Origin of the sequence: Corynebacterium suicordis DSM 45110 (assembly GCF_015351405.1) — a bacterium.
Taxonomy (GTDB): Bacteria; Actinomycetota; Actinomycetes; order Mycobacteriales; family Mycobacteriaceae; genus Corynebacterium; species Corynebacterium suicordis.
In genome coordinates, this window is record NZ_JADKMY010000002.1 from 306,670 (window position 1) to 331,997 (window position 25,328).

Genomic DNA, 25,328 nt, shown 5'->3' on the forward strand with positions numbered 1-25,328 from the left:
CCTCGAAGCTATGCAGCCTGGAGGTAAAAAGTCCTACTTATCGGACTTCTTCTCTGCCTTCTTGCCGGAATCCTTCTTCTTGTCGGACTTCTTTGCAGAATCGTCCTTCTTTGCGGATTCCTTCTTCTTCGCAGGCTTCTTCTCAGCCTTGTCTGCAGACTTCTCATCTGCGGACTTCTCGTCAGCAGAATCCTTGTCCGCATCTGCATCTGCATCAGCAGATTCAGCAGAATCGGCAGGCTCATCGATGCCGAAGAACTGCTTCGGGTCAACCTCGTTGCCCTCGGTGTCCTTCACGGAAGTCTTGGCAATGTTCAGCGCCAGGGACTTGCCGCGGCGAACATCCGCGAACAGGCTAGCCAGCTGGCCGGCCTGCTGCAGCTGCATGATGAACTGGTTTGGATCCATGCCGTACTGCGCAGCAGTAAAGGTGATGTGATCCATCAGCTCTTCCTGGGACACGTCTGGCTGCTCTTCGTCAGCCAGGGCATCCAGGAACAGCTGGGTGCGAACGGAGTCCTCGGCTGCCTCGCGGGCATCTTCCTCGAACTTCTCGCGGGTGAGATCCTGCGCGGCCAGCATGGCCTCGAAGGTCTTCTCGTCGCCACCGAACTGGGCGATGATCTGCTGGATCTGTCCATCAACCTGGTCCTTGACCACGGCTTCTGGCAATGCCACCTCAGTCTGCTCCAGGGCTGCAGCCAACACCTTGTCGCGGATTTCTCCGGCCTGGGTGTTCTTCAGCTGCTCTTCCACCTGGCCCTTGAGGGACTCGCGGAGCTCCTCCAGGGTGTCGAACTCGGATGCCAACTGGGCGAAATCATCGTCCAGCTCAGGGAGCTCGCGCTCCTTCACAGCACCGAGCTTCACGGTGACCTCAGCATCTTCATTGGCGTGATCGCCGGCAACCAGCTTGGAGGTGAAGGTCTTCTCTTCGCCTTCCTTCATGCCGGTCAGAGCCTCATCAAGGCCCTCAACCAGAGAGTCGTTGCCGACCTCATGGGAAAGTCCCTCGGTGGTGGCTTCATCCACGGTCTCGCCATCGATGGTGGCGGAGAGATCGATGGAGACGAAATCGCCTTCCTTGACCTTGCGATCCACTGGCTTCAAGGTTCCGAAACGAGCCTGAAGGTTCTTCAGCTCGGCGTCGATTGCCTCATCATCAGCCTGCAGGGGCGCTACTTCAACGAAGATGGAAGAGAAATCAGGAAGCTTGATCTCGGGGCGCACGTCCACCTCAGCGGTGAAGGTGACGGACTCGCCATCCTTGAGCTCGGCGATGTCGATCTCGGGCTGGCCGAGAGCCTTGACATCGTTTTCCTCAACGGCCTGGCCATAGCGAGATGGCAGCATCTCGTTGATGACCTGATCCAGCACTGCACCGCGACCCAAACGAGCCTCGAGGATCTTGGCAGGAACCTTTCCCTTGCGGAAGCCAGGCATGTTGACCTGGGATGCGAGGGTCTTGTACGCCTGATCGAACTCTGGCTTCAACTCATCGAAAGGTACCTCGACGGTTAGCTTGGTGCGGGTGGCGCTCAGCTTCTCTACAGAGCTCTTCACGAATGCACACTCCTGTTGTTCTTTGGTTGACAGGCGGGCAGATTTGCGCCTGCCTGTTTGGTCATTCCTAGATTTTATCTGGTCGCGTGGAACCTCGTCGCTGGGGGTCTGTTTTCCCGGTTTTCTTCCCAACCTTCTTTTCGACGCCGCCACTGCCCCATCCGCGTTTGCGGAAACAAAAAACCGACCTACCGGAGAGAAACTCTCCGATAGGCCGGTCAATGTTAATGGTCGGGATGACAGGATTCGAACCTGCGACCCTCCGCTCCCAAAGCGGATGCGCTACCAAGCTGCGCCACATCCCGACGAGAGGGAACGACGGGAATCGAACCCGCGTCTTCAGCTTGGAAGGCTGAGGTATTAGCCACTATACGACGTTCCCGTGTCCATCACTAATCGGTTAAACCCGAGGGACAAACCTAGGGACTAACGATGTGAATTACGGGCTTTCGCCCGTGTGATTTCCACGAGAAGTAACGATACATCATTAGCCCCAAGGATCAATAATCACAGGCCCTTGAATCCCGAAGGCCGAGGTACATTGCGCAAATTGGCCCGGGCGAGATTGATCATCTTCCCCACTCCGCCGTCCAGAACCGTGGCCACTGCGGCGCGGGAGAAACCGGCCACCTGCTCCAGGGAAATCTCTGGCGGGATGCTCAGCGCGTTGGGATCCGTCACCACATCCACCAGCACTGGGCCCTGGTAGGCAAAGGCCTCGCGCAGCGTGCTCTGGACATCCTCTGGGCGCTCAATGCGATAAGACTTCAGGCCAGCCGCTGCGGCGATGTCCGCGTAATTGACTGCTTCGTGGTCCGTGCCGAAGTCCGGCAGACCAGCCACCAGCATCTCCAGCTTGACCATGCCCAGGGAGGAGTTGTTGAACACCACGGCCTTCAGAGGCAGGTCATGCAACTTGGCGGTGAGCAGCTCGCCCATGAGCATGCTCAAGCCACCATCGCCACACATGGCCACAACTTGCCGCTTGCGATCAGCGAACTGCGCGCCGATGGCCTGTGGGAATGCGTTAGCCATGGTGCCGTGGCGGAAGCTGGCCAGCAGCTTCCGCTTGCCGTTGGGGTTGATGTAGCGGGCATGCCACACGTTGCACATGCCGGTGTCCGCCGTGAACACGGCATCGTCGGTAGCCACGGAATCGATGATGTCAGCGAGGTACTCGGGGTGGATCGGGGTGCTCTGCGCGTGCTTTGAGGTGTAGGCCTCGATCACGTGCGAGAGGTTCTTTTCCTGCTTGACCAGCATCTTGTCCAGGAAGCTGCGGTCTTCCTTGGTTTCCAGCAGGGGCAGCACGGCCTCGATGGTTGCTGCCACATCTCCGTGCACTGGCACGTCCACTGCAGTGCGGCGGCCGATATTGCCCGCCTTGATGTCCACCTGGGCGGTGCGGGTGTCCCGTGGCAAGAACTCCGTGTACGGGAAGTCAGTGCCCAGCAGGATGAGCAGGTCTGCCTCGTTGAAGGCCTCGCTGCAGGCGCCATAGCCCAGCAGGCCGGACATTCCCACGTCATAGGGGTTGTCGTAGTGCAAGAATTCCTTGCCACCATAGGCGTGGCCGAGCGGTGCCTTGATCTTCTCTGCCAGCTCCAGCACCTGCTCGCGTGCGCCAGCACAACCGGCACCACCGAAAAGGGTGACGGATTCCGCGGCGTTGATGGCCTCGGCCAGTGCCTGCACCTGGGATGCGGCGGGAACCACGGTGGGCTCAGCGGAGGAGATCTTGGAGGCCAGCTGCGGGGAATCAACCGCATCCTCAGAGGCGATATCCCCGGGGATCACCAGCACGGATACGCCGTTGCCAGCCATGGTGGACTGGATGGCGTGGTGCAGGATGGTGGCACCCTGCTCAGCCGAATTCACCATTTCGCAGTAGCTGGAGCACTCCGCGAAGAGTTGCTCTGGGTGAGTCTCCTGGAAATAGTGGGAGCCGATGAATTGACTGGGGATGTGGCTGGCGATAGCCAGCACCTTGGCACCGTTGCGGTGTGAGTCATAGAGGCCCTGCAGCATGTGCAGGTTTCCTGGGCCACAGCTTCCGGCGCAGACCGCCAGCTTGCCGGTCATCTGAGACTCAGCGCCGGCGGCAAAGCCAGCCGCTTCTTCGTTACGCACATGCACCCATTCGATGTCACTGCGCTTCACGGCATCCACGATGGGGTTAAGGCTGTCCCCCACCAGGCCAAAAATTCTTTCTACACCGTTGTCTTCTAGGGTTTTTACCAACTGCTCGGCGTATGTCTTGCTCATTATCCCGTTCAGCATTCCTTCTTCATTGACGCTTATCGCATGTTGTGCGAACTCGATACTCTCCACCCTACGTGCGAGACCCGCACCTTGGCCGGGTAAAGAAGCGCTCAATACATGCCTTGGGTGCGCACGCGTGAAAAAATATTTTGCGAAAGTTCTTTGCTTCTGAGGTGGCTCTTAGGTTTTAGCCTTAAACTCACTAGGCATGGAACCAGTGATTATTGATCGCGTGAGCGGCGTTGAATTATGGACAGCTATCCAGTGTGCTGAGTTCTCCGGGACGGCACGCGGGACTTTTACCAGCTACGCCGGCCGCGGCCGCGCACCCCAGCCCGTAGTCAAGCTTCATGGCCTCACGTTGTGGAACTCCCAGGACGTGAAGGACTGGCAGGAAAAACGCACCGCGCAGAAGAGCTAAGGTTCTCTCAGAAAAACCCCAAAGCCCGCCTCGCTGCGCAATACGCAGCAGGGGCGGGCTTTGTGTACCTCGGGGCGGGTTAACTTCTCCCCTCCCCGCGGAAAACGGGGTCAAACGGTGCTAGTTCTTCGGCAGCTCTGGAGCTTCACCGGTGCGTTCGTACTCAGCCAGGATGTCAATGCGGCGCTGGTGGCGCGCTTCTTCGCTCCATGGCTGGCTAATGAAGGCATCCACGATCGCGAGTGCTTCCTCCTCGGAGTGCATGCGGCCGCCCAAGCCGATCAGCTGAGCCTTGTTGTGCTCCCGGGCTAGCTTGGCGGTCTCCACGGACCACGCGAGTGCGCAACGCGCACCCGGTACCTTGTTCGCGGCGATCTGCTCGCCGTTGCCGGATCCACCGAGGACAATGCCCAGGGATCCTTCGTCCTCTACCGTTCGACGCGCAGCTTCGATACAAAAAGCTGGGTAGTCATCGTTGGCGTCATACTCGTGAGCGCCACAATCGATGACCTCCAAGCCCTTGCTATTGAGGTGATCCTTGATCACGTTCTTCATCTCGAAGCCGGCATGGTCTGCACCTAAGTAAATTCGCATAGTTGCAAATCTTAGCGCGTTGCGGAGGCGGGTTCCGCCTTGGGAGACTCGTTGCGGGAGCGCTTGAGCTCAAAGAAGTGGGGGAAGCTACCGAGGGTGATGGCGGCGTCGAAAAGTTCTCCGGCTTTTTCGCCCTCTGGAATGCGGGTGAGTACGGGTCCGAAGAATGCGTTGTCGCCGATCTGCACCACGGGAGTTCCCACGTCATCGCCCACCAGGGAAATGGCCTTCTCGTGGGAGGACTTGAGCTGGCTCATGTAGGAACCCTGCTCGTCATCTTCCTTGTGCGCTGCCTCAAAGAATGCAGGATCCGCGCCGATTTCTTGCAGGGTGTCCTTGATGAGCTGGTCATAGGCGTCTGCTTCTTGGCGGTGGCCGTAGCCTTCATTGTGGATCTTGGTTCCGAGAACGGTGTAGTAGGAATCCACCAGCTCTGGGCTTTCGGTGAACAGTCCGGCGGCAACCAGCGCTGGGCCCCGGGCGGCGATCATCATGCGCTGGTAATCCTCTTCCAGGCCTTCACGACCGTCGTTGAGGACGAACAGGCTCATGGGAGCCCACTCGATTTTCACCTCGCGGACCTTTTCTACTTCCTTGAGCCAGCGGCTGGTGACCCAGGCAAACGGGCAAGTGACATCGAAGTACATGGTGACATTCTGATTCTGTGACATGTCTCCCACTGTAGACATCCCTGCGGACAACGGTGGCCACGAAGGGATTGTCCTGGCCGTGAGTATGGTGAGAATTATGACTTCAACAAACCTGAACCACCGCGAGGCTGCAGAGCGCGCTCGTCTCATTTCCCACGTGCATTACGGCATTGAGCTGGATCTTAGCGAGGGTGGAGATGCTTCTGTCACCACGTTCCCCACCACAACCACCATTCGTTTTACCTCTGAGGCCGGCTCCACGTTTGTGGATCTCCGCGCCCCGGAGGTGCACGCTGTGGTGCTGGATGGGCAGGACATCACCGATGCTGCCGTTCCCGTGGTTGATTCTTCTTACGACGCCACCGCGGGCATCCAGCTCCGCGATCTTTCCCAGGGCGAGCATGAGTTAGTCATCCGTGCTTCCGGCGCTTATTCCACCACGGGCGAGGGTCTGCACCGCTTCACGGATCCCGCGGACAGCGAGGTGTACATGTACACCCAGTTCGAAACCGCCGATGCCAAGCGGGTGTTCGCGTGTTTCGATCAGCCGGACATCAAGGCCACCTACGAGGTGTCCGTGACCACCCCGGATGGCTGGTCGGTGGTGACCAATAACGTGATGGAGGAAAAGAGCGCTGCTGGCGGAGACGCTGCTGGTGAGGATGCCGGCGCGGGCAAGACCGTGCACACCTCCACCGTGGATTACCAACTCTCCACCTACTTGATCGCTTTCTGCGTGGGCCCCTGGCACGTGGTCCGCGATGAGTGGACGGGAAGCGTAACTGCGCACCCGGAGACATCCGCAGAAGCCACTGAAGCCGCGCGCCAACGGGGTGAGCTGATCACCGAGGGTGAGATGCGCGTGCCGCTTGCCCTTTACTGCCGCCAATCGCTGGCGCAGTACCTGGACGCGGATGAACTCTTCGAGGTAACCAAACAGGGCTTTGATTACTACGCAGAGCACTTCGGGGTGGGTTACCCGTTCTACAAGTACGACCAAATCTTCTGCCCCGAATACAACATGGGCGCCATGGAAAATGCCGGCTGTGTGACCATCCGGGATGAGTACATCTTCCGTTCCGCAGCCAGCCACTACCAGTACGAACGCCGCGCGGACACCATTCTGCATGAGCTTGCCCACATGTGGTTCGGCGACCTGGTGACCATGCAATGGTGGGATGACCTGTGGCTCAATGAGTCCTTCGCCACGTGGTCAGCTGCCATGAGTCAGGCGGGTGCCACGAAGTACACCACCGCATGGGTGACTTTCGCTAACAAGGAAAAGGCCTGGGCTTATGGGCAGGATCAGCTCCCCTCCACCCACCCGGTGTTCAGCGATGCTTCGGACATCGTGACCGTGGATGCCAACTTCGATGGCATCACCTACGCCAAGGGTGCCAGCGTGCTCAAGCAGCTCGCGGAATACGTGGGCATCGAGGCATTCTTCTCCGGAATTCGCGCGCACTTCGCGGCTCACGCATGGGGCAATGCCACGTTTGCGGACTTGCTCCAGGCATTGGAGAAGGCCAGCGGACGCGATCTTTCCGATTGGGCTGCGCAGTGGCTCAAGACCACCGGCATCAATACGCTGGCTCCGGAATTCGAGGTCGCGGAAAACGGAATTTACTCAAGTTTTGCCATTACACAGACTGGCGCGCAGCCGGGTGCTGGGGAAACCCGCACGCACCGCGTGGCAGTCGGCGTGTACTTCCTCCAGGAATCCGCCGATGGCGTGAGCTTGGAGCGCGGAGCTCGCGCTGAGCTGGATGTCTCCGGCGAGCGCACTGAGGTGACCGCACTGGTGGGTGCGAAGGCCGGGGATCTGGTGCTGGTCAATGACGATGACCTCACCTACGCCTTCACCCAACTGGATGAGCAATCCCTGCGGACGGCCACCGAGAACATCGAGAAGATCACCAACCCGATGCCCCGCTCCCTCATCTGGTCCGCCGCATGGCAAATGACCCGCAACGCACAGATGAAGGCGCGCGATTTCGTGGCGCTGGTGGCCCGTGGAGCCGCGGCAGAAACCGAACTGGCTGTCTTGGAGCAGCTGCTGTTGCAGAGTCGCTCGGCCGTGAGCAGCTTTGCCGATGAGGAATGGGCACGCACCGAAGGATGGCGCACCTTGCGCGGAGCACTTTTGGGTGGCGTGGGCTCTTCCACCGGTCAGGCGCAGTTGGCGTTCGCGCGTGCCTTCGTGGGTTCCCAGCACTCTGAGCATTCCGCGGATGTACTGCGCGTACTGCTGGGAGAGAAGACCGAAGTGGATACCGCCGGCCCTCTGCAGGGCAAGACAGCTGCCGAGATGGCTCCTGGACTGGACATCGATCAGGATCTCCGCTGGTCACTGATCATCGCGCTGACCGGTGCGCAAACCGCTTCGGGAGAAAGCGCGGAGCAGGTGGAAGCCCGCATCGCTGCTGAGCTGGAGAAGGACTCCTCCTCAACTGGAGCCGCATTGGCCGTGCAGGCTCGCGCTGCCCGCCCCGATGCAGAAAACAAGCGAAACATCTGGGAGGACATCACGGTGCGTGGCCCACAGCTCTCTAACCTGCAGCTGCGCCACAAGATGGCAGGCTTCGCGCACGTTGGCCAGGGATCGCTACTGGAAGAGTTCGGCCCGAAGTACGTGGACATCGCGCCGCGGTTGTGGAACGCGCTGTCCCCAGAGATGGCGCTGCGCACTCTGGAAGGAATCTACCCATCCTGGGATAAGCGGGAAGAGACGGACGCTGCCATCGCTCAGCTGGTGGATGCGCAGGACACTCCTGCAGGATTGCGCCGTACTTTGCGCGAAGGCCGCGACCGGGTGGCCCGCGCCAAGGCCGCGCGCGAGTTCGACCGTTCATGATTTTCCAGCTGGCTACTATGGATGTTGAGGCTCGAATCTTAGGAGGATTCAACGATGAGTAACTTCTACGATGCTGTCGGAGGCGAGGAAACCTTCCGGACCATTGTTCACGAGTTCTACAAGCAGGTTCCGGAGGATGACATCCTCGGCCCGATGTACCCCAACCAAGATTTCAAGGGTGCGGAAGATCGCCTGCGCTGGTTCTTGGTGCAATATTGGGGCGGCCCGCAAGAGTTCAACGAGAAGCGTGGCCATCCTCGCCTGCGCATGCGCCACGCGGCCTTCACCATTGATGAGGCCGCGCGCGATCGTTGGCTGGAACTGATGGGTAACGCGATGTCCACGCTGAGCAGCGAGCAACTGCCCGATGAATACCGCGCTGCCATGTGGGACCACATGGTGCGGGTGGCCAACATGTTGATCAACACGGAAACCCCCACCGAGCATGGGCTGCCCCTGACGGAAAATCCTCCCCAGGCCTGACTCAGCCGTCTAGCGCTAATCTCCTAGCGTGGCGATGGCACGCGCGCTAGGCCACCTGGCCGTGGCGAGTAAACGGTGCCGTAGAGGGCGTCGATACGGATCCACGAAGCGGTCACGGACACCCGCAGCAGATCGAACTTGCTCAGTTCTGGTGCGGTGGGCTTAGCAATCACGCCCAAACCGCCCAATGCGGCCAGGTGCCTGCCGGTGAGTGCCACGCGCTCGTCGTTTTCTTCCGACGTCACCTCCACCACCTCTTGCTCCAGCAGCGAACGAGCGATCCCTCCCGGAGCGGAGGCATCGGCATTCTCCTTGCCCATCGTGGCGTGAGCATTGCGAACTTCCTCAGCGGGGATCTTATCAACCACCTGGAATCCCTCCAGTGGCGGCAGAGTGCCTGCCCACATGAAGTCCATGCTCATTCCCAGATCCAGCTGTTCTCCTGGGCTGGCGGTATCCAACTTAGGCGCGATCTCGCGCGCCATTGCTACGGTCTCCTCGGTCACCGTTCCGGCGATCCTCTGGGAAACCACGCAGTGCAAGGGAGTGGAGATGAATACATCCGTGGCACCTTCTACGGCTGAAGGGCGGAAGCGGATGAGCGCATCGGGATCCATGGACAGTGCCCTTCGCGCGATCGACGCGGTGCGCTGCAATGCCCCCTCGATGCTCTTGGCATCTTGCGGGGTGGATGAGACGGGAATGTTGAGCTGCGCAGTCATAGTTCCCAGTGTAGGACTTCTCCCCCGCTGACCCCGCGAAGCCCAACTGTTGCCACTCGTAGATCGAGCGTTTTAGGCGACTTCACCTTCGATGTCGTCCGCGTTTTGCTCATCCTCTTCCACGGGGATGAAGAACAGGTTGAGGTTCTTGATGTCTTCCTCAGACCACGCACGGGACTTGCCAGTCATCATGTCCACGCCAACCATGACGGTGTCCACGGTGCAGACCACGTTGGAGTTGGAATCCCGGCACTCTTGGCGCATCACGCAGGACTTCGTGCCCACCTGAGTCACGAAGGTTCGCACGGCTACTTCGTTCTCCCCTGGGGAGAGCGGGCGCGGGTAATCGATGGTGGTGTGACGAACAAAGAACGGTGGGACAGCGATATCCATCTCAGTGAGCACATCTCGCAGGAAAACCATGCGGGCATCTTGCGCGAATTCCAGGTACTTTGCGTTATTCACGTGCTGGTACTGGTCGAAATCTGTCCACCGCAGTTCGCGGTGGCAGGTGTGCCATCTGGCACCGGTCTCTTCGTGCTTGATAAATGGCATGGTTGAACCATTGTCCTTTCCTACTGCATGTCCTACTGCGTGCTTCGCCGTCTCGCGGAACACCGTTGATACTATCCTTCAGGATATTATTTTGTTACAAAATAGTAACCGATCCCACCGGCATTACACGGCAAAACCCCGGAAAACGCATAAGCGTTTCGGGGGTTTGACGAGAAAAACGGGCGAAAAGTTAGCGGGTCAACCTACGGTGAGTAACCCGAGATGGGCGCGCGGCATCTGGGCCCAAACGCTCGATCTTGTTCTTTTCATAATCCTCGAAGTTGCCTTCGAACCAGTACCACTGGCCTTCTGCAACATTGCCTTCCCACGCCAAAATGTGGGTACAGGTTCGATCCAGGAACCAACGATCGTGAGAAATCACCACGGCGCAGCCCGGGAACTTCTCCAGAGCATTCTCCAAAGAACCGAGGGTTTCCACGTCCAGGTCGTTTGTTGGCTCATCCAGCAGGATCAGGTTGCCACCCTGCTTCAAGGTCAGTGCCAGGTTGAGGCGGTTGCGCTCACCACCGGACAGCACCTTGGAAGGCTTCTGCTGATCTGGTCCCTTGAATCCGAACGCGGAAAGGTACGCACGTGATGGCATTTCATTTTGCCCCACCACGATGTAGTCCAGACCATCGGAAACTACTTCCCACACGGTCTTTTCCGGATCAATGTTCGCACGGTTCTGATCCACGTAGCTCAGCTGAACGGTGGAGCCCACCTTCACCTCGCCAGCATCCGGATCTTCCAAGCCCACGATGGTCTTGAACAGGGTGGTCTTACCCACACCGTTGGGGCCGATGACTCCCACGATGCCGTTACGGGGCAGGGTGAACGAGAGGTCCTTGATCAGAACGCGATCGCCGAAGCCCTTGACCAGACCCTTGGCTTCCACAACCTGGTTACCCAAGCGTGGAGGGGTGGGGATCTGGATTTCTTCGAAATCTAGCTTCTTGAACTGCTCTGCCTCGGCCGCCATTTCTTCATAGCGATCCAAACGAGCCTTGTTCTTGGCCTGACGAGCCTTAGCACCGGAGCGCACCCAAGCCAGCTCTTCCTTCAGACGCTTCTGCAGCTTCTGATCCTTCTTGCCTGCAACCTCCAAGCGCTTCTGCTTGGTCTCCAGGTAGGTGGAGTAGTTGCCCTCGTATGGGTAGAGCTTTCCGCGGTCCACCTCACAGATCCAGCTGGCCACGTGATCCAGGAAGTAACGGTCGTGTGTCACGGCCAAGACGGCACCTGGGTATTTAGCCAGGTGCTGCTCCAGCCAGAGCACGGATTCCGCATCCAGGTGGTTAGTTGGCTCATCGAGAAGCAGAAGATCGGGCTCGCTCAACAGCAGCTTGGCCAGCGCAACGCGACGACGCTCACCACCGGAGAGCTGAGTAACGCTCTCCTCCGGTGGAGGACAGCGCAGGGCATCCATGGCCTGCTCAACCTTGGAATCCAGTTCCCAGGCATCTGCGGCATCGATCTTTTCCTGCAGCTCAGTCATTTCTTCCATGAGCTCATCGGTGTAGTTAGTGGCCATTTCTTCCGCGATGGCCTCATAACGCTGGCGGATCTGGAAGATCTCGCCCATGCCCTCTTCGACGTTCTCGCGAACGTTCTTCTCTTCATTCAACGGGGGCTCCTGCAGCAGGATGCCCACGGAAGCGCCCGGGTCGAGGAAGGATTCACCGTTGGACGGCTGATCAATTCCCGCCATGATCTTCAGAATCGAAGACTTACCCGCACCATTTGGTCCCACCACGCCAATCTTGGCGCCAGGATAAAACGCCATGGTGACGTTATCGAGAATGACCTTATCGCCGTGCGCTTTGCGCACGTTCTTCATTGTGTAAATGAACTCGCCCACGGTGAACTCTTCTTACCTTTCGACGTACATGAATTTCCCTTCAACAGTGTACGTCCTTAACCTGCGCCTCCCTAGTTCACACGTTTGCCGAGAGGATTACGCTTAATCTGCTCCTACTGGCCAGCGACAGCACCCGCAAAGACATCCTGATTTACGGACAGTTCCCTGCCATCGCCCTCTACGGGCGCTGAGCTACGAAGAGCTTCCGGGTAAGAATCCTCATCCGGCTGCTGGATTGTCTGCTGACTTGATTGCTGAGCTTCCTGTGCCCGCTTCGCCTTATCTGCCAGCACGGTCACTTCCCGCTGGTTCAAATCCGGCCCCACATAGGATGCCCGCAGGCGAAGAATACTGCGGGTCTCCTCCCTGCCCAGATGATCGGTCACCGTCCAAGAAGACTGCACCATCCGACCATAGGCAATCACCGGATACCCCTTGTGCAGGGAAGCGAAGACGTTTTGCCCCAGACGATCCCAACACTGAACCTGGAAGAAGGAGCTATCGCCGTCCTTCCACTCGCCATCCCTGTCCTTGTAGCTGTGGTTCGTGGCCACGCGGAACTCCACCACGTGTGAGTTTTCCCCGACCTGCTTCCACTTCGGATCGCTGGCAATGCGCCCCGCGATGAACATTTGTGCCTGATCCATACTCATGATGTGGCCTCCCCGCCCCTAGATTGTCATTCGCCCAAGGCTTGTCCTCGAACCGAATGTCATCCACCTTTTCATGCCCCCAGCAGCATCAACGGGCTGCAAAGGTAAAGCCTGTGGAGCTAACCGCGAGGAAGCTCGGGTTATCCACAGGCTTGAACGAGAGGGATTGACAGCGGGAGATACGCAGTTTGGCGTCGGGGAAAAAGAAGAAAACCGCTAGTGGCGATGCTGCTGCCGGCGCTTGTAACGTTCCGAATGGAAGGCACCGGAGACGTCGTCCTTGTGGTAATCGGACTCGTAGTAATCGTGGGCGGAAGAATCGGATTCGCCAGAGGCCAAGCCCGCCAGCATGCGGTTATATGCCTGCAGATCCTGCTCGCCGGTGCGCTCCTCCTTGCGGTCGTGCCGCTCGGACTCCCGCTTGTCTGAACGCGCCCACTGCACACCGTGCGCGATGGTGACGATGATCAGGGGAAGCTCACCGATTGCCCAGGCCACACCGCCGCCGACCAACTGCTGATGCAGCAGATCCACGGGGAACGGCAGATCCAGGGACTGGTAGAACTCCTGGTTCAGAGGCACGCTCATCTGCATCATCGCGATGCCAAACCACGCGTGGAAAGCAGTCACCGCGAGCAGGGTGAGCATGGTGGTGAAGTGCGAGAGTTGGCGAGGGGCGGCGTCCACACCAATGATCACCCAGTAGAACAGGTAACCCGAAATGATGAAGTGAATCATCATGAACAGGTGCCCCGCGTGCTCGGAGGCCATCACATCGAACAGATTCGAGAGGTAGAGGTAGTAGAAACCGACCGCGAACTGCACGCCTGCCACCACGGGGTGGGTCAGGAAGCGGGACACGGGGTTGTTGATGAACACCACCAGCCACTCGCGCGGTCCCGGTACGCCATTGCGGCCTGCGGTGGGCAATGCGCGCAGGAGGATGGTCATCGGGCCACCCAACACCCAGAAAATGGGGACTGCCATAGAGAGCAACATGTGCTGCAACATGTGCGGCCCGAACATGGCCATCGCGTACATGCCCAGGCCGGAGCTGGTGGAGAGGAAGAGGATGAGGTTGCCGCCGGTCCACCACAGCAGACGCGAGATGGGCCACTCAATCTCCCGCTTGCGCAGCGTGAAATATGCCCACATGTAGATGGCTTGCAGCAGGATGGCGCCGGTGCCAAACACCAGGTCAAAGCGCCAGTGCGTGAGATAGACCAGCAGGCTCGGCGGCTCGGTCAGGGTGTAACCAAGCAGCACATCCTGGCGCGTGAGATCCAGCTGTTCCTGCAGCGGTGGCGGGATGCGGGACAGGGAAATCGCCACGCCGATCGTGGCCGCCATGACCAGTAGCTCCACCACTGCCACGCGCACGAACGGACCACGTTGCTCCGCGGTGGACTCGCCATTGGGGCCAGCCAACTTTTCCAAGGTGGGAATGATCCGCTTGCGATGCCACCAGCCAAACCCAGCCAGGGCCAGCAACAATACGGCCTTGGTGGTGACAACCAATCCGTAATTGGTGGTGAACCACTCGGAGAACTTCACGCGCAGTGATGCATTGATGAGACCAGAAACCGCCACACCGATGATGGCGCACAAAGCGAGGAAACTGTAGCGCTTCACCAGCAGCGGCAGGTGTGGGCCGCGACGCTTCGCATGAGCGATGAGGGCCAGGAGCCCACCCACCCACAGTGCGGAGAGAATGATGTGCCAGAGCAGCGAGTTCACACCGAAATCGTGATTACCACCGCTGGCGGAGTGCCCCTCCAGGGCAATGGGAATCAGAGACACGATGGACAGCGCGAGGAAAACAGGCTGCCAGATCCAACGCCGTGTAAACAACGAGGAGATCGACGCCACGAGTGCGAATATCGCCACCCACTGCCACGCCTTAGCTGCGGAAACCTGCTCCAGCGCCACGCCCCAGTATTCAATCTGAATAGATTCCCGCAGTGGCGAACCGGATACATCGGAAAGACTCAGCGGGATCATCATCACCGCGCACACTGCCCAGAGGAACATGCTCCACGTACCCGTGCGCGCCGCCCGGAAGCCATCTAAGTCCAGGTAGCCATCCTTCCGCGGGGGCGTGCCGAACGCGGACATCAGGAACCCGCCCACGCCCACGCATGCCAGAAACGTGCCCATTGATCGGATCAGCGGCAGGCCGAACGTGGTGACCTCGCCAGGATCGGGGATGCCCAACACCGCGAGCGATTCCCCCGTGAAGGAGAAACCGATGATCCCGCCCACGATCCCTGCCGTGAGCACCGCCAAGATATAGACCAGCGCTGGCGAGGACATTTTCGCCGAGCCGCGCTTGATCTCAGGCGCGTTTTCGGGCGGTTGCTGCGCTGATTTTTGGGCAGCTTCCTGCCCTTTTTTCGACGCCAAGCCACGCGCGTCCTGCTGCGTATCCGCTGGCGTATGGGTTTCTGCCGGGTTGGGGCTCTGATCAGGCATAGTCTTACCGTACCGCTCCACCCGATGTATTCCACCTTCGTGTGGCGTGGCATACTTTATGGGTATCGCCTACCGGTTCGACCGCTCAATCCAGCGTGTTTGTGCAACGGGAATGTGACGGGAAACAGTGCGATTGCAGCCTCCGTAGCTCAGTGGATAGAGCAGTGGGTTTCTACCCCACGTGCCGCGGGTTCGATTCCTGCCGGGGGCACAATTTTCAAAGGGGCGGGGTTACGCGCGGAGTGCCAAGCTCCTCGCTCAGCAATTTCGTTGAGCTGACCTATTGAGCGGCCTGCTCCTCCACCCAATTCATCAGTGCGCGAGCCGAAGGCACCGCAGATTCCCCCATTTCCGTGAGCGCGTAGACCACCCGCGGTGGAGTCTCGGGATGTGAGGTTCTAGTCAGCATTCCCAATCGGGTGAGCATCGCGAGGCGCTGGGACAGCACCTTCTGGGAGATGCCTTCCACCATGGCTTGGATCTCTCCGTACCGCTTTCCCCCATCAGCCACGGACATGAGGATGAGCACCACCCAGCGGTCTGCAATCTCCTTCAGCAGGTTCTGCGCCGTGAAGGATCGGGTGGCCGATCCCGAATTCAGCGGACCCTGAGTGAGCGCACTAGGAGTGATGATCCCGCCGCTCAGATCCGGATCTACAAATGCTTTCATAGAGGAAAGGTTATCAACTGAACCCGTATTTAGTTGACGAATCTCATACTTTCCCAAAATTCTTCTCGGCGGTCCACGCGCAGTCTAGGCCCAGTCCACGCCCAGCCCACGCCCAGCCCACGCGCTCCTCCACACTCTCCCCGCTCTCACTCAAAGCGGTCCCCAGGCGCGGTAACGTGGGGGAGAAATATTTGGGCTAAGAACTAGCCTCAGTTAAATCAGACGCATCAGCCATTTTTTAGGAGTACGAGCCATGACTGAACCAAACACCCCGGAGATTCCCGCACCCAGCGCGAATAGCTATGCGGTCATAACCGGCGCATCTTCCGGAATTGGCCGCGCGCTTGCCCTGGAATTGGGTAAGCGGGGCCATAACCTCATCGTCGTGGCCCGTTCAGCCGGGCCCATGGAAGAGATCGCGGCTCAACTTCCCAACGTCGATGTGCAGGTACGCTCCGTGGATCTGGCCAATGTGGAGGCGCGCACCGGGTTCATCCAGGAGCTCAAGCGCACCGACGTGCACATCATCATCAACTCTGCGGGCATCGCCACCTTCGGCAATTTCATTGATTTGGATTATGAATACGAGCGCGCCCAGTTCGAACTGAACGCCACCGCGCTGTTCGAGCTCACCGCTGCAGTGATCCCTGGAATGGTGGCCCGCGGCGAGGGTGGAATCGTCAACGTTGGCTCTGCAGCCGGCAACATGGCCATCCCGGGCAACGCCACCTACGTGGGCACCAAGGCCATGGTGAACACCTTCACCGAGGCGCTGCACTATGAGCTCAAGCCCGCGGGCGTGACCTGCACCTTGCTGGCTCCCGGCCCCGTCCGCGAAGAGCGCAAGGAATCCGACAATCTCACCGAGGTGGACGATGCCGTCCCAGATTTCCTCTGGACCACCTACGAAAGCTGCGCGGTGGACACCCTCAACGCCCTGGCCAAGGGCAAGCTCCGCGTGGTTCCCGGCCCACTGTCCAAGGTGATGAACTTCGTCTCCACCTACACACCTCGCCGCGTCACCGCGCCGATCATGGGCAAGTTCTATTCCAAGATGGCAGCCGAGGAGGCAGCAAAAAAGTGAGCACCCCGAACCAAATTTCCAAGCAGGATCGCATCGTCTGGGCAGATTGTGAGATGACCGGGCTGGATCCGGATCGTCACGTGTTGGTGGAAATCGCCGTCATTGTTACCGATGCCAACCTCAATCCCCTCGATGAAGGCATTGACCTGGTTATTCATGCGTCGGAAGAAGAGCTGGCGGAGATGGATGATTTCGTCACCAAGATGCACAACAGCTCTGGCCTGACTGAGCAGATCCGCGAGTCGAAGATCTCCCTGCAGGATGCGGAAGCCCAGGTGGTGGAATACCTCAAGAAGTACGTGCCGGTGTCCGGCATGGCTCCCCTGGCTGGAAATTCCATTGCCACCGACCGCACGTTTATCACCCGTTACATGCCTGACCTGGATGGATTCCTGCACTACCGCATGATCGATGTCTCCAGCATCAAAGAGCTGGCCCGCCGGTGGCATCCCCGGATTTACAATGGCCAGCCGGAGAAGGGCATGGCGCACCGGGCTCTCGCGGATATCCGCGAATCCATTCGTGAGCTGGCGTTTTACCGCGAAGCACTGTTCGTCAGCGAATCTCCCGATGCAGAATCCATCAAGACCGCTGCCACCAAGGTGGCCCAGGATTTCCCGGTGGATTAAGCGTCCGCTGGAGAATAACCCCCGCATATCCCAGTTTTTTGGATTGCGCGCAGCCGTGGTCTAACATGAACTTCGCTGCTTGAACAGCGGTTGGTGTTATACCAACCCAATTTCAATGGCAATGGTGACTGTAGTTCAGCTGGTAGAGCACCAGGTTGTGATCCTGGGTGTCGCGGGTTCGAGTCCCGTCAGTCACCCCAAAGTTTTCTTGTGAAGCGGCGTTCTTCTGCGAGTATTCCTCGCCAGATGGGCGCCGCTTTTGCTATGCCCCGGTTTTCTCAAGCCCCCGGTTTTCCCAAGCCCCCGGTGCCCTCCGGGAGCCGTCCTGGCGCCGAGTACGCTGAAGAGAAACAACCCGTCCGCCCGCACACAGGGAGTTATCTTGGCGAATCACCCGCAGCAGCACCACCTCGAGGAGACGTTTCGCGATGTCTTCCGCGGTCACCCAGCGGGCGTCACCCTCATCACCGCGTTGGTCGACGGCCAACCGGTGGGCATCACCGCCACCTCCGTGTCCTCCCTCTCCCTTTCTCCCCTGGCCGTGAGTTTTTCCTTCATGAAGGACACCGGCTCGGCCGAAAAATTGTTGCGCGCCGAATCCCTTTTGATTCATTTTCTTTCCGACGCCCATGCTCATCTCGCCGCAGCCTTCTCCACCACCGCAGAGGAGAGATTCTCCGAAGCCCAAGGCTGGATTTTCACCGAGGCTAGCGAGCCACACCTGCCTGATGCCCGGGCCACCATGCGCGTGCAGATCTCCGATACTGCCTGTTCAGGCGCGGCCACACTGGTGGCCGCTGAGGTGCTGGAAGTATCCACACCCACCACGGAATCCGCATTGCTATTCCAGGGTCACAATTTCTTCAGCATGCGAAATGCTGAGCGGTTGGCGTCGGAAAAAGAAGAAAATCCGCAGGCCTAACCGCCCAGCATGAAGGCTTGAACGAGACGAGAAGAACTACACCGCGTCAGCGTTGCCGGCCTTCCAGGTCTTCCAGTCGATGTTCCAATCGCCGAGGCCATCGTTGCCGCTGAGGGTTTCGCCGGTGGTGTTCTTGATCTCGATGGTGTCGCCGCGCTTGAAGTTTTGCAGGACCCACTGAGCATCAGCCTCGCTGGCATTCACGCAGCCGTGGGACTGGTTGGTGTTCCCCAGCGCCCAGCTCGCCCACGGTGCGCCATGCACGTAGATGCCCGAGTAGCTCAGCTGGGTGGCGTAGTTCACGTCCGTCACATAACCGCCCTGAGCTTCCGAGAAACCGAAGGTATTGGAATCCATGGTGAGGCGTTCATGCTGGTCACCCACCTGATAGATGCCGTTAGGGGTGGACCAGCGGCCACCGTCATGACCCAGGGAAACCGGGATGGTCTTGATGACCGCACCGTTCTTGTAGACGGTCATGGTCTTCTTGTTATCGTCCACCACGCCATGCATTGAATCACCAATGGTGAAGTTCGCGGAGCGGTCGACCTCGCCGTACACTCCCCCGCCGAGGTCATGACCGTACAAATCGGCCTTCACGCTGACCTTCGTGCCTGGCTCCCAGTAATTTTCTGGGCGCCAGCGCAGGGCTTGATTGGAGATCCAGTAGAAAGCGCCTTCCACCTTTGGGGTGGTCTCGATGGAGATGAGATCCTCCACGGCCTGGCGATCCGTGATGGGAGTATCGAACTGGAAGCTGACCGATTGCCCGGTTCCCACGGTGGAGCCATCCAGTGGTGAGAGTGACGCATTGGTCTGACCTGCTGGAACTTCCGTGGTGAAGGTGGAGTTCAGCTTGTCATCCTTGGTGCTGGCGGTCAGCGTGTAGGAGCGACCATAGCCCAGCTTTTGCCTGGCCACCCACTTCTTGCCGTCCTCTGACTTCTTGCCTTCGACCTCAAGGCCGGCATCGTTGACGAGCGAGACGTTTTCCAGCTTCTCCCCGGAGGAAACGGTGAGGAGATCTCCGACAGACGCTGCGGTATCGCCATCCTTCACGTTCACGGTGATTTCGGAGGACTTCTTCGAGTCCTCAGGCTTGCTCTCCGTGGTGGTGGATTCAGTGGTGTTGTCATTGGTATCGATGGTGCAAGCAGCAAGGCTGAAAGCAAGACCCGCGGTAGCCAGGATCGCGGCCGCACTACGCCCATTCCGCGCAGCCGAAGTGGTGGTGAAAAAACGCATTACTCTCCAAAAATTCATGTAGTTGCGCAGCTAAACGCATAGATTCGCAGTCACCGAATCTTTCACTCCTAGTGACCATACTCGGGCGCAAGACAAAACCCCTTACGGAATCGCAAACCGAAACCCAACTGTTATCTTGGAGTTTCTGAGCAAACTCTCAGGCGGGTTTTCGGGTTGGTTTGGGGTTGGTTTCGGGTTCGTTACACGGTTGGTCGGTAGCTATTTGGCGGTTGTTTGGCCACTCGTGCGGATGCGGTGCTTGGTCGATCTTGAGTGCTCGGCCATACCTGTGAGACGCGCCTGAACAGGCGATTTGGCGAGAACGCGGAGTGCATATATAGTTTCTCTTCGTTGCGAACGAACACTCTGTGTCTCGAATGCAGCACGTGAAGAACTGGGCTAATAGCTCAACTGGCAGAGCAGCTGACTCTTAATCAGCGGGTTCGGGGTTCGAGTCCCTGTTAGCCCACCAGTTTGGAAACATCACCCCCACCGGGATTACCTCGGTGGGGGTTTTGCGTATGCGGCATCAATATTCAGGCCGAAATGGCGCTGGAGTAGTGCCGAAATGATGCCCGCGAGGCTTCCCCCGCAGCTCAATGTCGCATTCCCGCCACTTTTTGCATTGCTGCTCTGCATAACCGCAGGTCGCAAAATCCGAATGTGCAAAAAGTGGCGGGAGTGCGACATTTGCCCGAAGTCACGCACCGCAGAACAATCCAGACCCGCGAAACCACACCAAGCCCAACCCGCCACCCAACCAACCAGTCACACAACACCCCAATGGAATGTAAACCGCGCCGCAGGCATTGTAGAGAGTATGAGCAATCCGAAAATGCCCCTATCCCTCATCGATTTCGCCACCGTTTACGGCGATGAGCGCCCAGCGGATGCCTTCGCCCGCAGCGTCCAGTGGGCGCAGCTGGCGGAGAAGCTGGGATATAAGCGCATTTGGTATGCCGAGCATCACAATATGAAGTCCATCGCCAGCGCTGCCCCCGCAGTACTGATTGCGCACGTGGCTGCCAACACCGAATCCATTAACCTCGGCGCGGGCGGAGTGATGCTCCCCAACCACTCACCACTGGTGATCGCGGAGCAGTTCGGCACCCTCGCGGAGATCCACCCTGGCCGCATTGACCTCGGCCTGGGCCGCGCGCCCGGTACTGACCAGATGACTGTTCGCGCATTGCGTCGCGAGCCTTCTGCTGCGGAGCGCTTCCCACAGGACGTGCAGGAACTCGCGGGTTACTTCAGCAATGAATCCCTCATCCCCGGTGTGGAGGCGACCCCCGGTAAGAACACCAATGTTCCCCTCTACATCCTCGGGTCTTCTCTGTTCGGCGCGCAGTTGGCGGCTCACCTGGGTCTGCCTTATTCCTTCGCTTCGCACTTCGCCCCCGCTGCCTTGGAGCAGGCCGTGCGCGTGTACCGCGAGAATTACCGTCCTTCCGCCCGCCACCCGGAGCCGTACGTGATCGCCGCGGTGAACGTGACTGTCGCCGATACCGAGGAAGAAGCCGCCAAGCAGGCCGATAAGGTCAAGCGCGCCCGTGTCCGCGCAATGGCAGGCCGTGGCCGCACCCTCTCCGAAGAGGAACTCGACATGCTCGTCGATTCCCCTGCGGGCCAGCAGATCCTGGGCATGCTCCAATACTGGGCCACCGGCACCCCGGATCAGGTCCGCACTTACCTACAGGATTTCGCCGAACTCGCCCAGGCCGATGAGCTCATGATCGCGCTGAACTCCACCTCGACCGAGCAGTCCCTGCGCGCGATGGAGCTGCTGGCCCAGGCCTGGAACTAGTTAGTTTTCTTTTCTTTCTCGACGCAACCACTCAATAATCTGCGGTGCGTACGCCCCCACCACGAGCATGGCAATCATCCGCATGACCTGCACCACTGTCACCACGGGGTCTGAATCTGCCTCGTGGGCAAAGGCGAGCACCGCGTAGATGCCACCGGGGACGGTGGCCAGGTAGGCATCCAGCACGCGCAGATCCGTGGCCGCGCTAATAGCGAGCGCCACGCCCAGCGAGCTCAGGATCATCAGCACCACCACGCCCACGATGATGGGCAACGCTCCGGCAAAATGCCGCAGTGCAGACTTGGTGAGCGTGCCCCCAGCCTGAATACCGATGAGCGCATACGCGGCATTCACCACCAGTCCATCGGGCTGCAGGAACGCATCCGGCGCGCCCAGCAAATGCGCGATCACCGCGAAGGCCACGGCCAGCAGCAGATATGGCGAAGAGATGGTGAACCAGCGCCCAGTCAAGCGCGTAAATGCCCACACTGCGGCGATCGTGACCAAGACCCCAATTACTGGTTCCCAACTGGTGTGCCACCAAGCTTCGCCCGCCGATCCCCCGCCAGAGCCCGACCCAGAATCCCCCATCCCTTCCGCGCCTGCCAGCAAGTGCACCATCGCCGGCAGGGTGAGCACCACGATGGACAAGCGAAGGTATTGGGTGAGGGTGGTAAAGCGCATGTCGGCGTCGTCAATCTCGCGAGCCAACATCACCATGGCGCTGGCCCCGCCCGCCATCACGGAGAGGATTGAGGTGGCCGGGGTGACCCCACGGAAACGAACCAGGAGCCACGCGCCCAGCGCGCACACGGCGAAAGTGGTGACCAAAGAAGCCACCACGGCGCCCGCGTAGCTCGCCGCGGAGGACAACCCCACGGTGGCCAAGGGGGCGGCGCACAGCAGGGAGATAATCACCTGCGCGGGGATCATGGTCTTTTTCGGGGGCTGGACCTGGCGGTCGCCCAAGATGGCATACGCGCCGAACACCAGAAGGAAACTGAAGATCCACGCGGCAGGAACCCCAACCGCAGTGCCCCACACGCCACCGGCCACGGCCACCGCAATCAACAGCGCAATGGTGCCCCAACGGCCAATAACCCCGGATACCTTATCGGTACTCCGGGGTGTGCTGGTGAGCGGTGAGCTCACTCTAGCGGGTGGCAGCCAGCAAGCGCTGGATCTCCTTAATCTGCTTCTTCTCCTTGCGCTTGGAGGAAACAGTCAGGGCCAGAAGGGTAACTACTCCCAACGCCACGCCGCCGGCGATCATCTGGAACTTAGGCTCTTGAACGGCGCCCAAGGCCTGAGACTTGGCATCGTCAGCCAGGTTCTTTGGCGCTACGCGCACGGACAGCTCATCCAAAGTCTTGGCTAGCTGGTTACGGGTGCGCTCAATATCGCGCTGGATGGCATCGGTGCTGCGGGCCATGAGGATTCTCCCTTATACGAGGACAGCGGACGTCTAAATTAATACTCGAACCATTGTAAAGGAATGCGCAGCAACCGGTTGTGCATTGGGTGGGTGGAAGCTCACTAGGGGGTTGCGAATGGCGGCGTCGAAAGGCCTCCCAAAGGCACTGGTTGGCTCGGTACACTCGGAAACATGTCTGAAAACACTTCCGAAAACACTGAACAGACCACCCAGCCCACCACTCTTGAGGTAGGGCAGAAGGCTCCGGAGTTCTCCCTGCAGAATGCCGATGGGAACACCGTGTCCTTAAGCGATTACAAGGGCAAGAAGGTCATCGTGTACTTCTACCCCAAGGCCGATACCCCGGGCTGCACCACCGAGGCCTGCGATTTTCGCGATTCCCTGACCGAGCTCAACGGCCAGGACGTTGAGGTGCTGGGCATCTCCCCTGATCAGCCTGAGGCGTTGAAGAAGTTCACCGAGAAGTACGAGCTCACCTTCCCTCTTCTTTCCGACGCCGACAAGTCCGTCATGACCGCTTATGGCGCATTCGGTGAGAAGAAGAACTACGGCAAGGTGGTGCAGGGCGTGATCCGCTCCACTTTTGTGGTGGACGAGCAGGGCAATATCGAGCTGGCCAAGTACAACGTGAAGGCCACGGGTCACGTGGCGCGGATCATCAAGGAACTGGACAAGTAGTTCTCCCTAGGCGTTAATCCGCACCGAGCTGAAACCGATTGGCCCCTTGGAGAGCTTCTGCTCACCGGCCGCATCCGGAGCCCCGAGGGTGCCGATCTCCGCGCGGTGCATTTCATCCGGACCCGTGTTGTAGGCATTGGAGATCATCGCGGTGAGCACCTGCTTGCCATCTCGGTTTTCCACCCACGGATCCTTCATCGTCACTTCCACCAAACTGAACTTCGCGGTGGCGGTGATTGAACCCTTGAAACGCTTGGTTCCATCCATCGCCACGGCATCCGCATCCGTGTTCCGGGTAAAGCTCACTTTGTTGCCGGGTTGCTTCGCCGCACCGTTGCGGGGGTTGATGCCACCGCGGGTGGCATTGGTGGCGCGGTAGACAGCATCGGCCGTCAGCACCAGATCTGGCTGCGCGGGCGCTGGGGTGTTTGGCCCTGGCTCCGGCGAATAATTGATGGGCACATAGTGCTCTTCTGCCGGGTTCACGGAACCTGCGCCGGCATAGACGTACACACCGAAGTTCTTACCTGCAGTGTCAGCTGGCGGATCCACCACGATTCGCGCGGTGAAATTTCCCTGCTCATCCATCGGCTGCGAAACGCGGGCAATGGAGCGGCGCATGTCGATTGGCATCGTGGGGATGGCGTTCAGCGTCTTTGGAGGGGTCACCCATGCCATGCGGTCATGCGGATGAGTTCGGTTGCTACCGGGCGCGCCTTCACTGGGCTTCCAGTTATCGGGAAAACCTGAGTAGAGCACGTACACGCCGTTGGGGGTTCCCGGCGGGATGGGCAGTGGGAATCCGCCACGGTTGGCATCCGGAGAAAAGCCCGAGCCGTGCACCAGCAACACATCCCCGCGATGCACGGTAATGCCCTCTGCTGGCTGACCGTCCTCGGTGGTGACGGTGATCTTCGTGTTTTCCTTTACCTGCGGGAAGAACGGCAGGTTGTCCGGAACGTTGGCAGCGGCCAACGCGGTTCCGGAATTCAAGTAGGCATAGGACACAGTCACGAGACCAATTAGCGCCCCGGCTAGGACTTTTGTTGAAGTTTTCATACTTCTATCTTAGGTCTGCCAAACCTAAAAAGACCCGTGACAAATATCACGGGTCTGCTTTGTCTCAAAGCCTTGCTTTGTGCGCCTGGGGAGACTTGAACTCCCACGTCATAAGACACTGGAACCTAAATCCAGCGCGTCTGCCAATTCCGCCACAGGCGCGTAACTGCAAGCTCATACTAGCAACACATCCGTTGGATTCTTCAACTCGCTGGTGGGTAGACTCGAACACTGTGAGTAATCAGCAGCCTCAGGACAATCAGGACATCCAGCGGGATCACGTTCCCGCCTCTGCACCTGCCGAAAATGCTGAGCCCTTCCCACTGCGGGTACGCATCGTCCAGATCTGCTTTCTCATCCTGGCGGTACTCGCCACCATGGGTTTGGCCTACTGGCAGTGGAGCCGTTTCACCTCAGCGCAGGGTGATTTTCAGAACCTCGGCTACGCCCTGCAATGGCCAATTTTTGGAATCTTTATGGTGGTTGCGTATCGGAAATACATTCAGTATGAGCGCGAGCGTTTGCTGGGCGAGGACATGGCCGCAGTGCCCAAGGAAATTCGGGAATCCATGCGCGAAATCCCGGATGATTTCATAGCGTTGCCGGGCCAGCGTGTCCCAACCGATTTGGAAGCCGACGCCAAGGCCGATGACCGCCGAAGCCGTGCCAAACAAGCAGCAAGAAACCATCGCACGCAGCAGTAGCTATC

Annotated in this window: 23 protein-coding genes and 6 tRNA genes; 12 read left to right on the forward strand and 17 right to left on the reverse strand. The window is 59.1% G+C overall.

Features of this window, described 5'->3' with window-relative positions:
* Nucleotides 1–33: 33 nt before the first annotated feature.
* From tig to IRY30_RS07755, 4 genes are all read right to left on the reverse strand, one after another.
* Nucleotides 34–1,563 (reverse strand): trigger factor, encoded by a 1,530-nt coding sequence (tig, locus tag IRY30_RS07740; RefSeq protein ID WP_194556846.1) that lies wholly within the window; start codon nucleotides 1,561–1,563, stop codon nucleotides 34–36.
* 228 nt (nucleotides 1,564–1,791) lie between these two features.
* Nucleotides 1,792–1,868, reverse strand: a tRNA-Pro gene (locus IRY30_RS07745).
* 5 nt (nucleotides 1,869–1,873) lie between these two features.
* A tRNA-Gly gene (locus IRY30_RS07750) sits at nucleotides 1,874–1,945 on the reverse strand.
* Nucleotides 1,946–2,070: 125 nt separating this feature from the next.
* A complete protein-coding gene (locus IRY30_RS07755; RefSeq protein ID WP_194556847.1) occupies nucleotides 2,071–3,828 on the reverse strand; it encodes a pyruvate dehydrogenase in 1,758 nt (585 codons plus the stop codon).
* Nucleotides 3,829–4,033: 205 nt separating this feature from the next.
* Between IRY30_RS07755 and IRY30_RS07760 the strand changes: the two genes are divergently transcribed.
* Entirely contained in the window at nucleotides 4,034–4,246 is a 213-nt protein-coding gene (locus tag IRY30_RS07760) for a hypothetical protein (RefSeq protein WP_194556848.1), read from the forward strand.
* Between the two features lie 120 nt (nucleotides 4,247–4,366).
* On the opposite strand, the gene IRY30_RS07765 is transcribed toward IRY30_RS07760, so the two are convergent.
* Together IRY30_RS07765 and IRY30_RS07770 are read right to left on the reverse strand one after the other, a co-directional pair.
* A complete protein-coding gene (locus IRY30_RS07765; protein ID WP_194556849.1) occupies nucleotides 4,367–4,840 on the reverse strand; it encodes a ribose-5-phosphate isomerase in 474 nt (157 codons plus the stop codon).
* A gap of 11 nt (nucleotides 4,841–4,851) precedes the next feature.
* Nucleotides 4,852–5,511: a mycothiol-dependent nitroreductase Rv2466c family protein gene (locus IRY30_RS07770; protein WP_228503148.1), complete on the reverse strand. Its 660-nt coding sequence runs from the start codon at nucleotides 5,509–5,511 to the stop codon at nucleotides 4,852–4,854.
* Between the two features lie 76 nt (nucleotides 5,512–5,587).
* On the opposite strand from IRY30_RS07770, the gene pepN reads away from it, so the two are divergent.
* Nucleotides 5,588–8,344, forward strand: coding sequence for an aminopeptidase N (pepN, locus tag IRY30_RS07775; RefSeq protein ID WP_194556984.1), 2,757 nt, complete (start codon nucleotides 5,588–5,590; stop codon nucleotides 8,342–8,344).
* A 54-nt stretch (nucleotides 8,345–8,398) separates the two neighbouring features.
* Nucleotides 8,399–8,827 carry a globin gene (locus IRY30_RS07780; protein WP_194556851.1) on the forward strand — a complete coding sequence of 143 codons (429 nt, stop codon included), beginning with the start codon at nucleotides 8,399–8,401 and terminating at the stop codon, nucleotides 8,825–8,827.
* Between the two features lie 23 nt (nucleotides 8,828–8,850).
* Here the strand turns inward: IRY30_RS07780 and IRY30_RS07785 are convergent, their stop codons facing one another.
* The 5 genes from IRY30_RS07785 to IRY30_RS07805 form a co-directional block, all read right to left on the reverse strand.
* Nucleotides 8,851–9,549: a hypothetical protein gene (locus IRY30_RS07785; RefSeq protein WP_194556852.1), complete on the reverse strand. Its 699-nt coding sequence runs from the start codon at nucleotides 9,547–9,549 to the stop codon at nucleotides 8,851–8,853.
* Nucleotides 9,550–9,621: 72 nt separating this feature from the next.
* On the reverse strand, nucleotides 9,622–10,104 hold the full coding sequence (locus IRY30_RS07790) for an acyl-CoA thioesterase (protein WP_194556853.1): 483 nt from the start codon (nucleotides 10,102–10,104) through the stop codon (nucleotides 9,622–9,624).
* A gap of 190 nt (nucleotides 10,105–10,294) precedes the next feature.
* On the reverse strand, nucleotides 10,295–11,965 hold the full coding sequence (gene ettA, locus IRY30_RS07795) for an energy-dependent translational throttle protein EttA (RefSeq protein ID WP_194556854.1): 1,671 nt from the start codon (nucleotides 11,963–11,965) through the stop codon (nucleotides 10,295–10,297).
* A 113-nt stretch (nucleotides 11,966–12,078) separates the two neighbouring features.
* A complete protein-coding gene (locus IRY30_RS07800; RefSeq protein WP_194556855.1) occupies nucleotides 12,079–12,618 on the reverse strand; it encodes a single-stranded DNA-binding protein in 540 nt (179 codons plus the stop codon).
* 216 nt (nucleotides 12,619–12,834) lie between these two features.
* Entirely contained in the window at nucleotides 12,835–15,090 is a 2,256-nt protein-coding gene (locus IRY30_RS07805; protein ID WP_374708534.1) for a cytochrome c oxidase assembly protein, read from the reverse strand.
* A 138-nt stretch (nucleotides 15,091–15,228) separates the two neighbouring features.
* Here IRY30_RS07805 and IRY30_RS07810 point away from each other — a divergent pair.
* A tRNA-Arg gene (locus IRY30_RS07810) sits at nucleotides 15,229–15,301 on the forward strand.
* Nucleotides 15,302–15,370: 69 nt separating this feature from the next.
* Here the strand turns inward: IRY30_RS07810 and IRY30_RS07815 are convergent.
* Nucleotides 15,371–15,760 (reverse strand): winged helix-turn-helix transcriptional regulator, encoded by a 390-nt coding sequence (locus IRY30_RS07815; RefSeq protein ID WP_194556856.1) that lies wholly within the window; start codon nucleotides 15,758–15,760, stop codon nucleotides 15,371–15,373.
* 253 nt (nucleotides 15,761–16,013) lie between these two features.
* On the opposite strand from IRY30_RS07815, the gene cmrA reads away from it, so the two are divergent.
* The 4 genes from cmrA to IRY30_RS07835 all read left to right on the forward strand — a co-directional run bounded on the left by cmrA (nucleotide 16,014) and on the right by IRY30_RS07835 (nucleotide 18,395).
* A complete protein-coding gene (gene cmrA, locus IRY30_RS07820; RefSeq protein WP_194556857.1) occupies nucleotides 16,014–16,844 on the forward strand; it encodes a mycolate reductase in 831 nt (276 codons plus the stop codon).
* A gap of 53 nt (nucleotides 16,845–16,897) precedes the next feature.
* Nucleotides 16,898–17,473, forward strand: a complete 576-nt coding sequence (gene orn, locus IRY30_RS07825; protein ID WP_194556986.1) for an oligoribonuclease — start codon at nucleotides 16,898–16,900, stop codon at nucleotides 17,471–17,473.
* A 124-nt stretch (nucleotides 17,474–17,597) separates the two neighbouring features.
* Nucleotides 17,598–17,673 (forward strand) — tRNA-His (locus IRY30_RS07830).
* A 182-nt stretch (nucleotides 17,674–17,855) separates the two neighbouring features.
* On the forward strand, nucleotides 17,856–18,395 hold the full coding sequence (locus IRY30_RS07835) for a flavin reductase family protein (RefSeq protein ID WP_194556858.1): 540 nt from the start codon (nucleotides 17,856–17,858) through the stop codon (nucleotides 18,393–18,395).
* A 36-nt stretch (nucleotides 18,396–18,431) separates the two neighbouring features.
* Here the strand turns inward: IRY30_RS07835 and IRY30_RS07840 are convergent, their stop codons facing one another.
* The gene (locus tag IRY30_RS07840; RefSeq protein ID WP_194556859.1) at nucleotides 18,432–19,640 is read right to left on the reverse strand and encodes a L,D-transpeptidase; all 1,209 of its coding nucleotides are present in this window, start codon (nucleotides 19,638–19,640) and stop codon (nucleotides 18,432–18,434) included.
* A 396-nt stretch (nucleotides 19,641–20,036) separates the two neighbouring features.
* Between IRY30_RS07840 and IRY30_RS07845 the strand changes: the two genes are divergently transcribed.
* Nucleotides 20,037–20,112: transfer RNA gene (locus tag IRY30_RS07845), tRNA-Lys, on the forward strand.
* 348 nt (nucleotides 20,113–20,460) lie between these two features.
* Nucleotides 20,461–21,447 (forward strand): LLM class flavin-dependent oxidoreductase, encoded by a 987-nt coding sequence (locus IRY30_RS07850; RefSeq protein WP_194556860.1) that lies wholly within the window; start codon nucleotides 20,461–20,463, stop codon nucleotides 21,445–21,447.
* Here IRY30_RS07850 and IRY30_RS07855 read toward each other — a convergent pair whose 3' ends face one another.
* Both IRY30_RS07855 and IRY30_RS07860 read right to left on the reverse strand, forming a co-directional pair.
* Nucleotides 21,448–22,599 carry an AbrB family transcriptional regulator gene (locus tag IRY30_RS07855; RefSeq protein ID WP_309824607.1) on the reverse strand — a complete coding sequence of 384 codons (1,152 nt, stop codon included), beginning with the start codon at nucleotides 22,597–22,599 and terminating at the stop codon, nucleotides 21,448–21,450.
* Between the two features lies 1 nt (nucleotide 22,600).
* Nucleotides 22,601–22,879 carry a DUF3618 domain-containing protein gene (locus IRY30_RS07860; RefSeq protein WP_194556861.1) on the reverse strand — a complete coding sequence of 93 codons (279 nt, stop codon included), beginning with the start codon at nucleotides 22,877–22,879 and terminating at the stop codon, nucleotides 22,601–22,603.
* 174 nt (nucleotides 22,880–23,053) lie between these two features.
* Between IRY30_RS07860 and bcp the strand changes: the two genes are divergently transcribed.
* Nucleotides 23,054–23,560 carry a thioredoxin-dependent thiol peroxidase gene (gene bcp / locus IRY30_RS07865; RefSeq protein ID WP_194556862.1) on the forward strand — a complete coding sequence of 169 codons (507 nt, stop codon included), beginning with the start codon at nucleotides 23,054–23,056 and terminating at the stop codon, nucleotides 23,558–23,560.
* A gap of 6 nt (nucleotides 23,561–23,566) precedes the next feature.
* On the opposite strand, the gene IRY30_RS07870 is transcribed toward bcp, so the two are convergent.
* Together IRY30_RS07870 and IRY30_RS07875 are read right to left on the reverse strand one after the other, a co-directional pair.
* Nucleotides 23,567–24,619 (reverse strand): HtaA domain-containing protein, encoded by a 1,053-nt coding sequence (locus IRY30_RS07870; RefSeq protein ID WP_194556863.1) that lies wholly within the window; start codon nucleotides 24,617–24,619, stop codon nucleotides 23,567–23,569.
* Nucleotides 24,620–24,699: 80 nt separating this feature from the next.
* Nucleotides 24,700–24,781: transfer RNA gene (locus tag IRY30_RS07875), tRNA-Leu, on the reverse strand.
* Between the two features lie 71 nt (nucleotides 24,782–24,852).
* Between IRY30_RS07875 and IRY30_RS07880 the strand changes: the two genes are divergently transcribed.
* Complete coding sequence (locus IRY30_RS07880; protein ID WP_374708533.1) at nucleotides 24,853–25,323, forward strand: hypothetical protein; 471 nt, start codon at nucleotides 24,853–24,855, stop codon at nucleotides 25,321–25,323.
* Nucleotides 25,324–25,328: the final 5 nt, after the last annotated feature.

Excerpts from the sequence above, each read along its gene's own strand:
- IRY30_RS07870 (WP_194556863.1), bottom strand. The coding sequence starts at position 24,619 with ATGAAAACTTCAACAAAAGTCCTAGCCGGGGCGCTAATTGGTCTCGTG.
- IRY30_RS07800 (WP_194556855.1), bottom strand. The coding sequence starts at position 12,618 with ATGAGTATGGATCAGGCACAAATGTTCATCGCGGGGCGCATTGCCAGC.
- IRY30_RS07755 (WP_194556847.1), bottom strand. The coding sequence starts at position 3,828 with ATGAGCAAGACATACGCCGAGCAGTTGGTAAAAACCCTAGAAGACAAC.
- cmrA (WP_194556857.1), top strand. The coding sequence starts at position 16,014 with ATGACTGAACCAAACACCCCGGAGATTCCCGCACCCAGCGCGAATAGC.
- IRY30_RS07805 (WP_374708534.1), bottom strand. The coding sequence starts at position 15,090 with ATGCCTGATCAGAGCCCCAACCCGGCAGAAACCCATACGCCAGCGGAT.
- IRY30_RS07860 (WP_194556861.1), bottom strand. The coding sequence starts at position 22,879 with ATGGCCCGCAGCACCGATGCCATCCAGCGCGATATTGAGCGCACCCGT.
- IRY30_RS07785 (WP_194556852.1), bottom strand. The coding sequence starts at position 9,549 with ATGACTGCGCAGCTCAACATTCCCGTCTCATCCACCCCGCAAGATGCC.
- IRY30_RS07760 (WP_194556848.1), top strand. The coding sequence starts at position 4,034 with ATGGAACCAGTGATTATTGATCGCGTGAGCGGCGTTGAATTATGGACA.
- IRY30_RS07780 (WP_194556851.1), top strand. The coding sequence starts at position 8,399 with ATGAGTAACTTCTACGATGCTGTCGGAGGCGAGGAAACCTTCCGGACC.
- pepN (WP_194556984.1), top strand. The coding sequence starts at position 5,588 with ATGACTTCAACAAACCTGAACCACCGCGAGGCTGCAGAGCGCGCTCGT.
- IRY30_RS07815 (WP_194556856.1), bottom strand. The coding sequence starts at position 15,760 with ATGAAAGCATTTGTAGATCCGGATCTGAGCGGCGGGATCATCACTCCT.
- IRY30_RS07770 (WP_228503148.1), bottom strand. The coding sequence starts at position 5,511 with ATGTCACAGAATCAGAATGTCACCATGTACTTCGATGTCACTTGCCCG.
- IRY30_RS07790 (WP_194556853.1), bottom strand. The coding sequence starts at position 10,104 with ATGCCATTTATCAAGCACGAAGAGACCGGTGCCAGATGGCACACCTGC.
- IRY30_RS07850 (WP_194556860.1), top strand. The coding sequence starts at position 20,461 with ATGAGCAATCCGAAAATGCCCCTATCCCTCATCGATTTCGCCACCGTT.
- IRY30_RS07765 (WP_194556849.1), bottom strand. The coding sequence starts at position 4,840 with ATGCGAATTTACTTAGGTGCAGACCATGCCGGCTTCGAGATGAAGAAC.
- orn (WP_194556986.1), top strand. The coding sequence starts at position 16,898 with ATGACCGGGCTGGATCCGGATCGTCACGTGTTGGTGGAAATCGCCGTC.
- bcp (WP_194556862.1), top strand. The coding sequence starts at position 23,054 with ATGTCTGAAAACACTTCCGAAAACACTGAACAGACCACCCAGCCCACC.
- IRY30_RS07840 (WP_194556859.1), bottom strand. The coding sequence starts at position 19,640 with ATGCGTTTTTTCACCACCACTTCGGCTGCGCGGAATGGGCGTAGTGCG.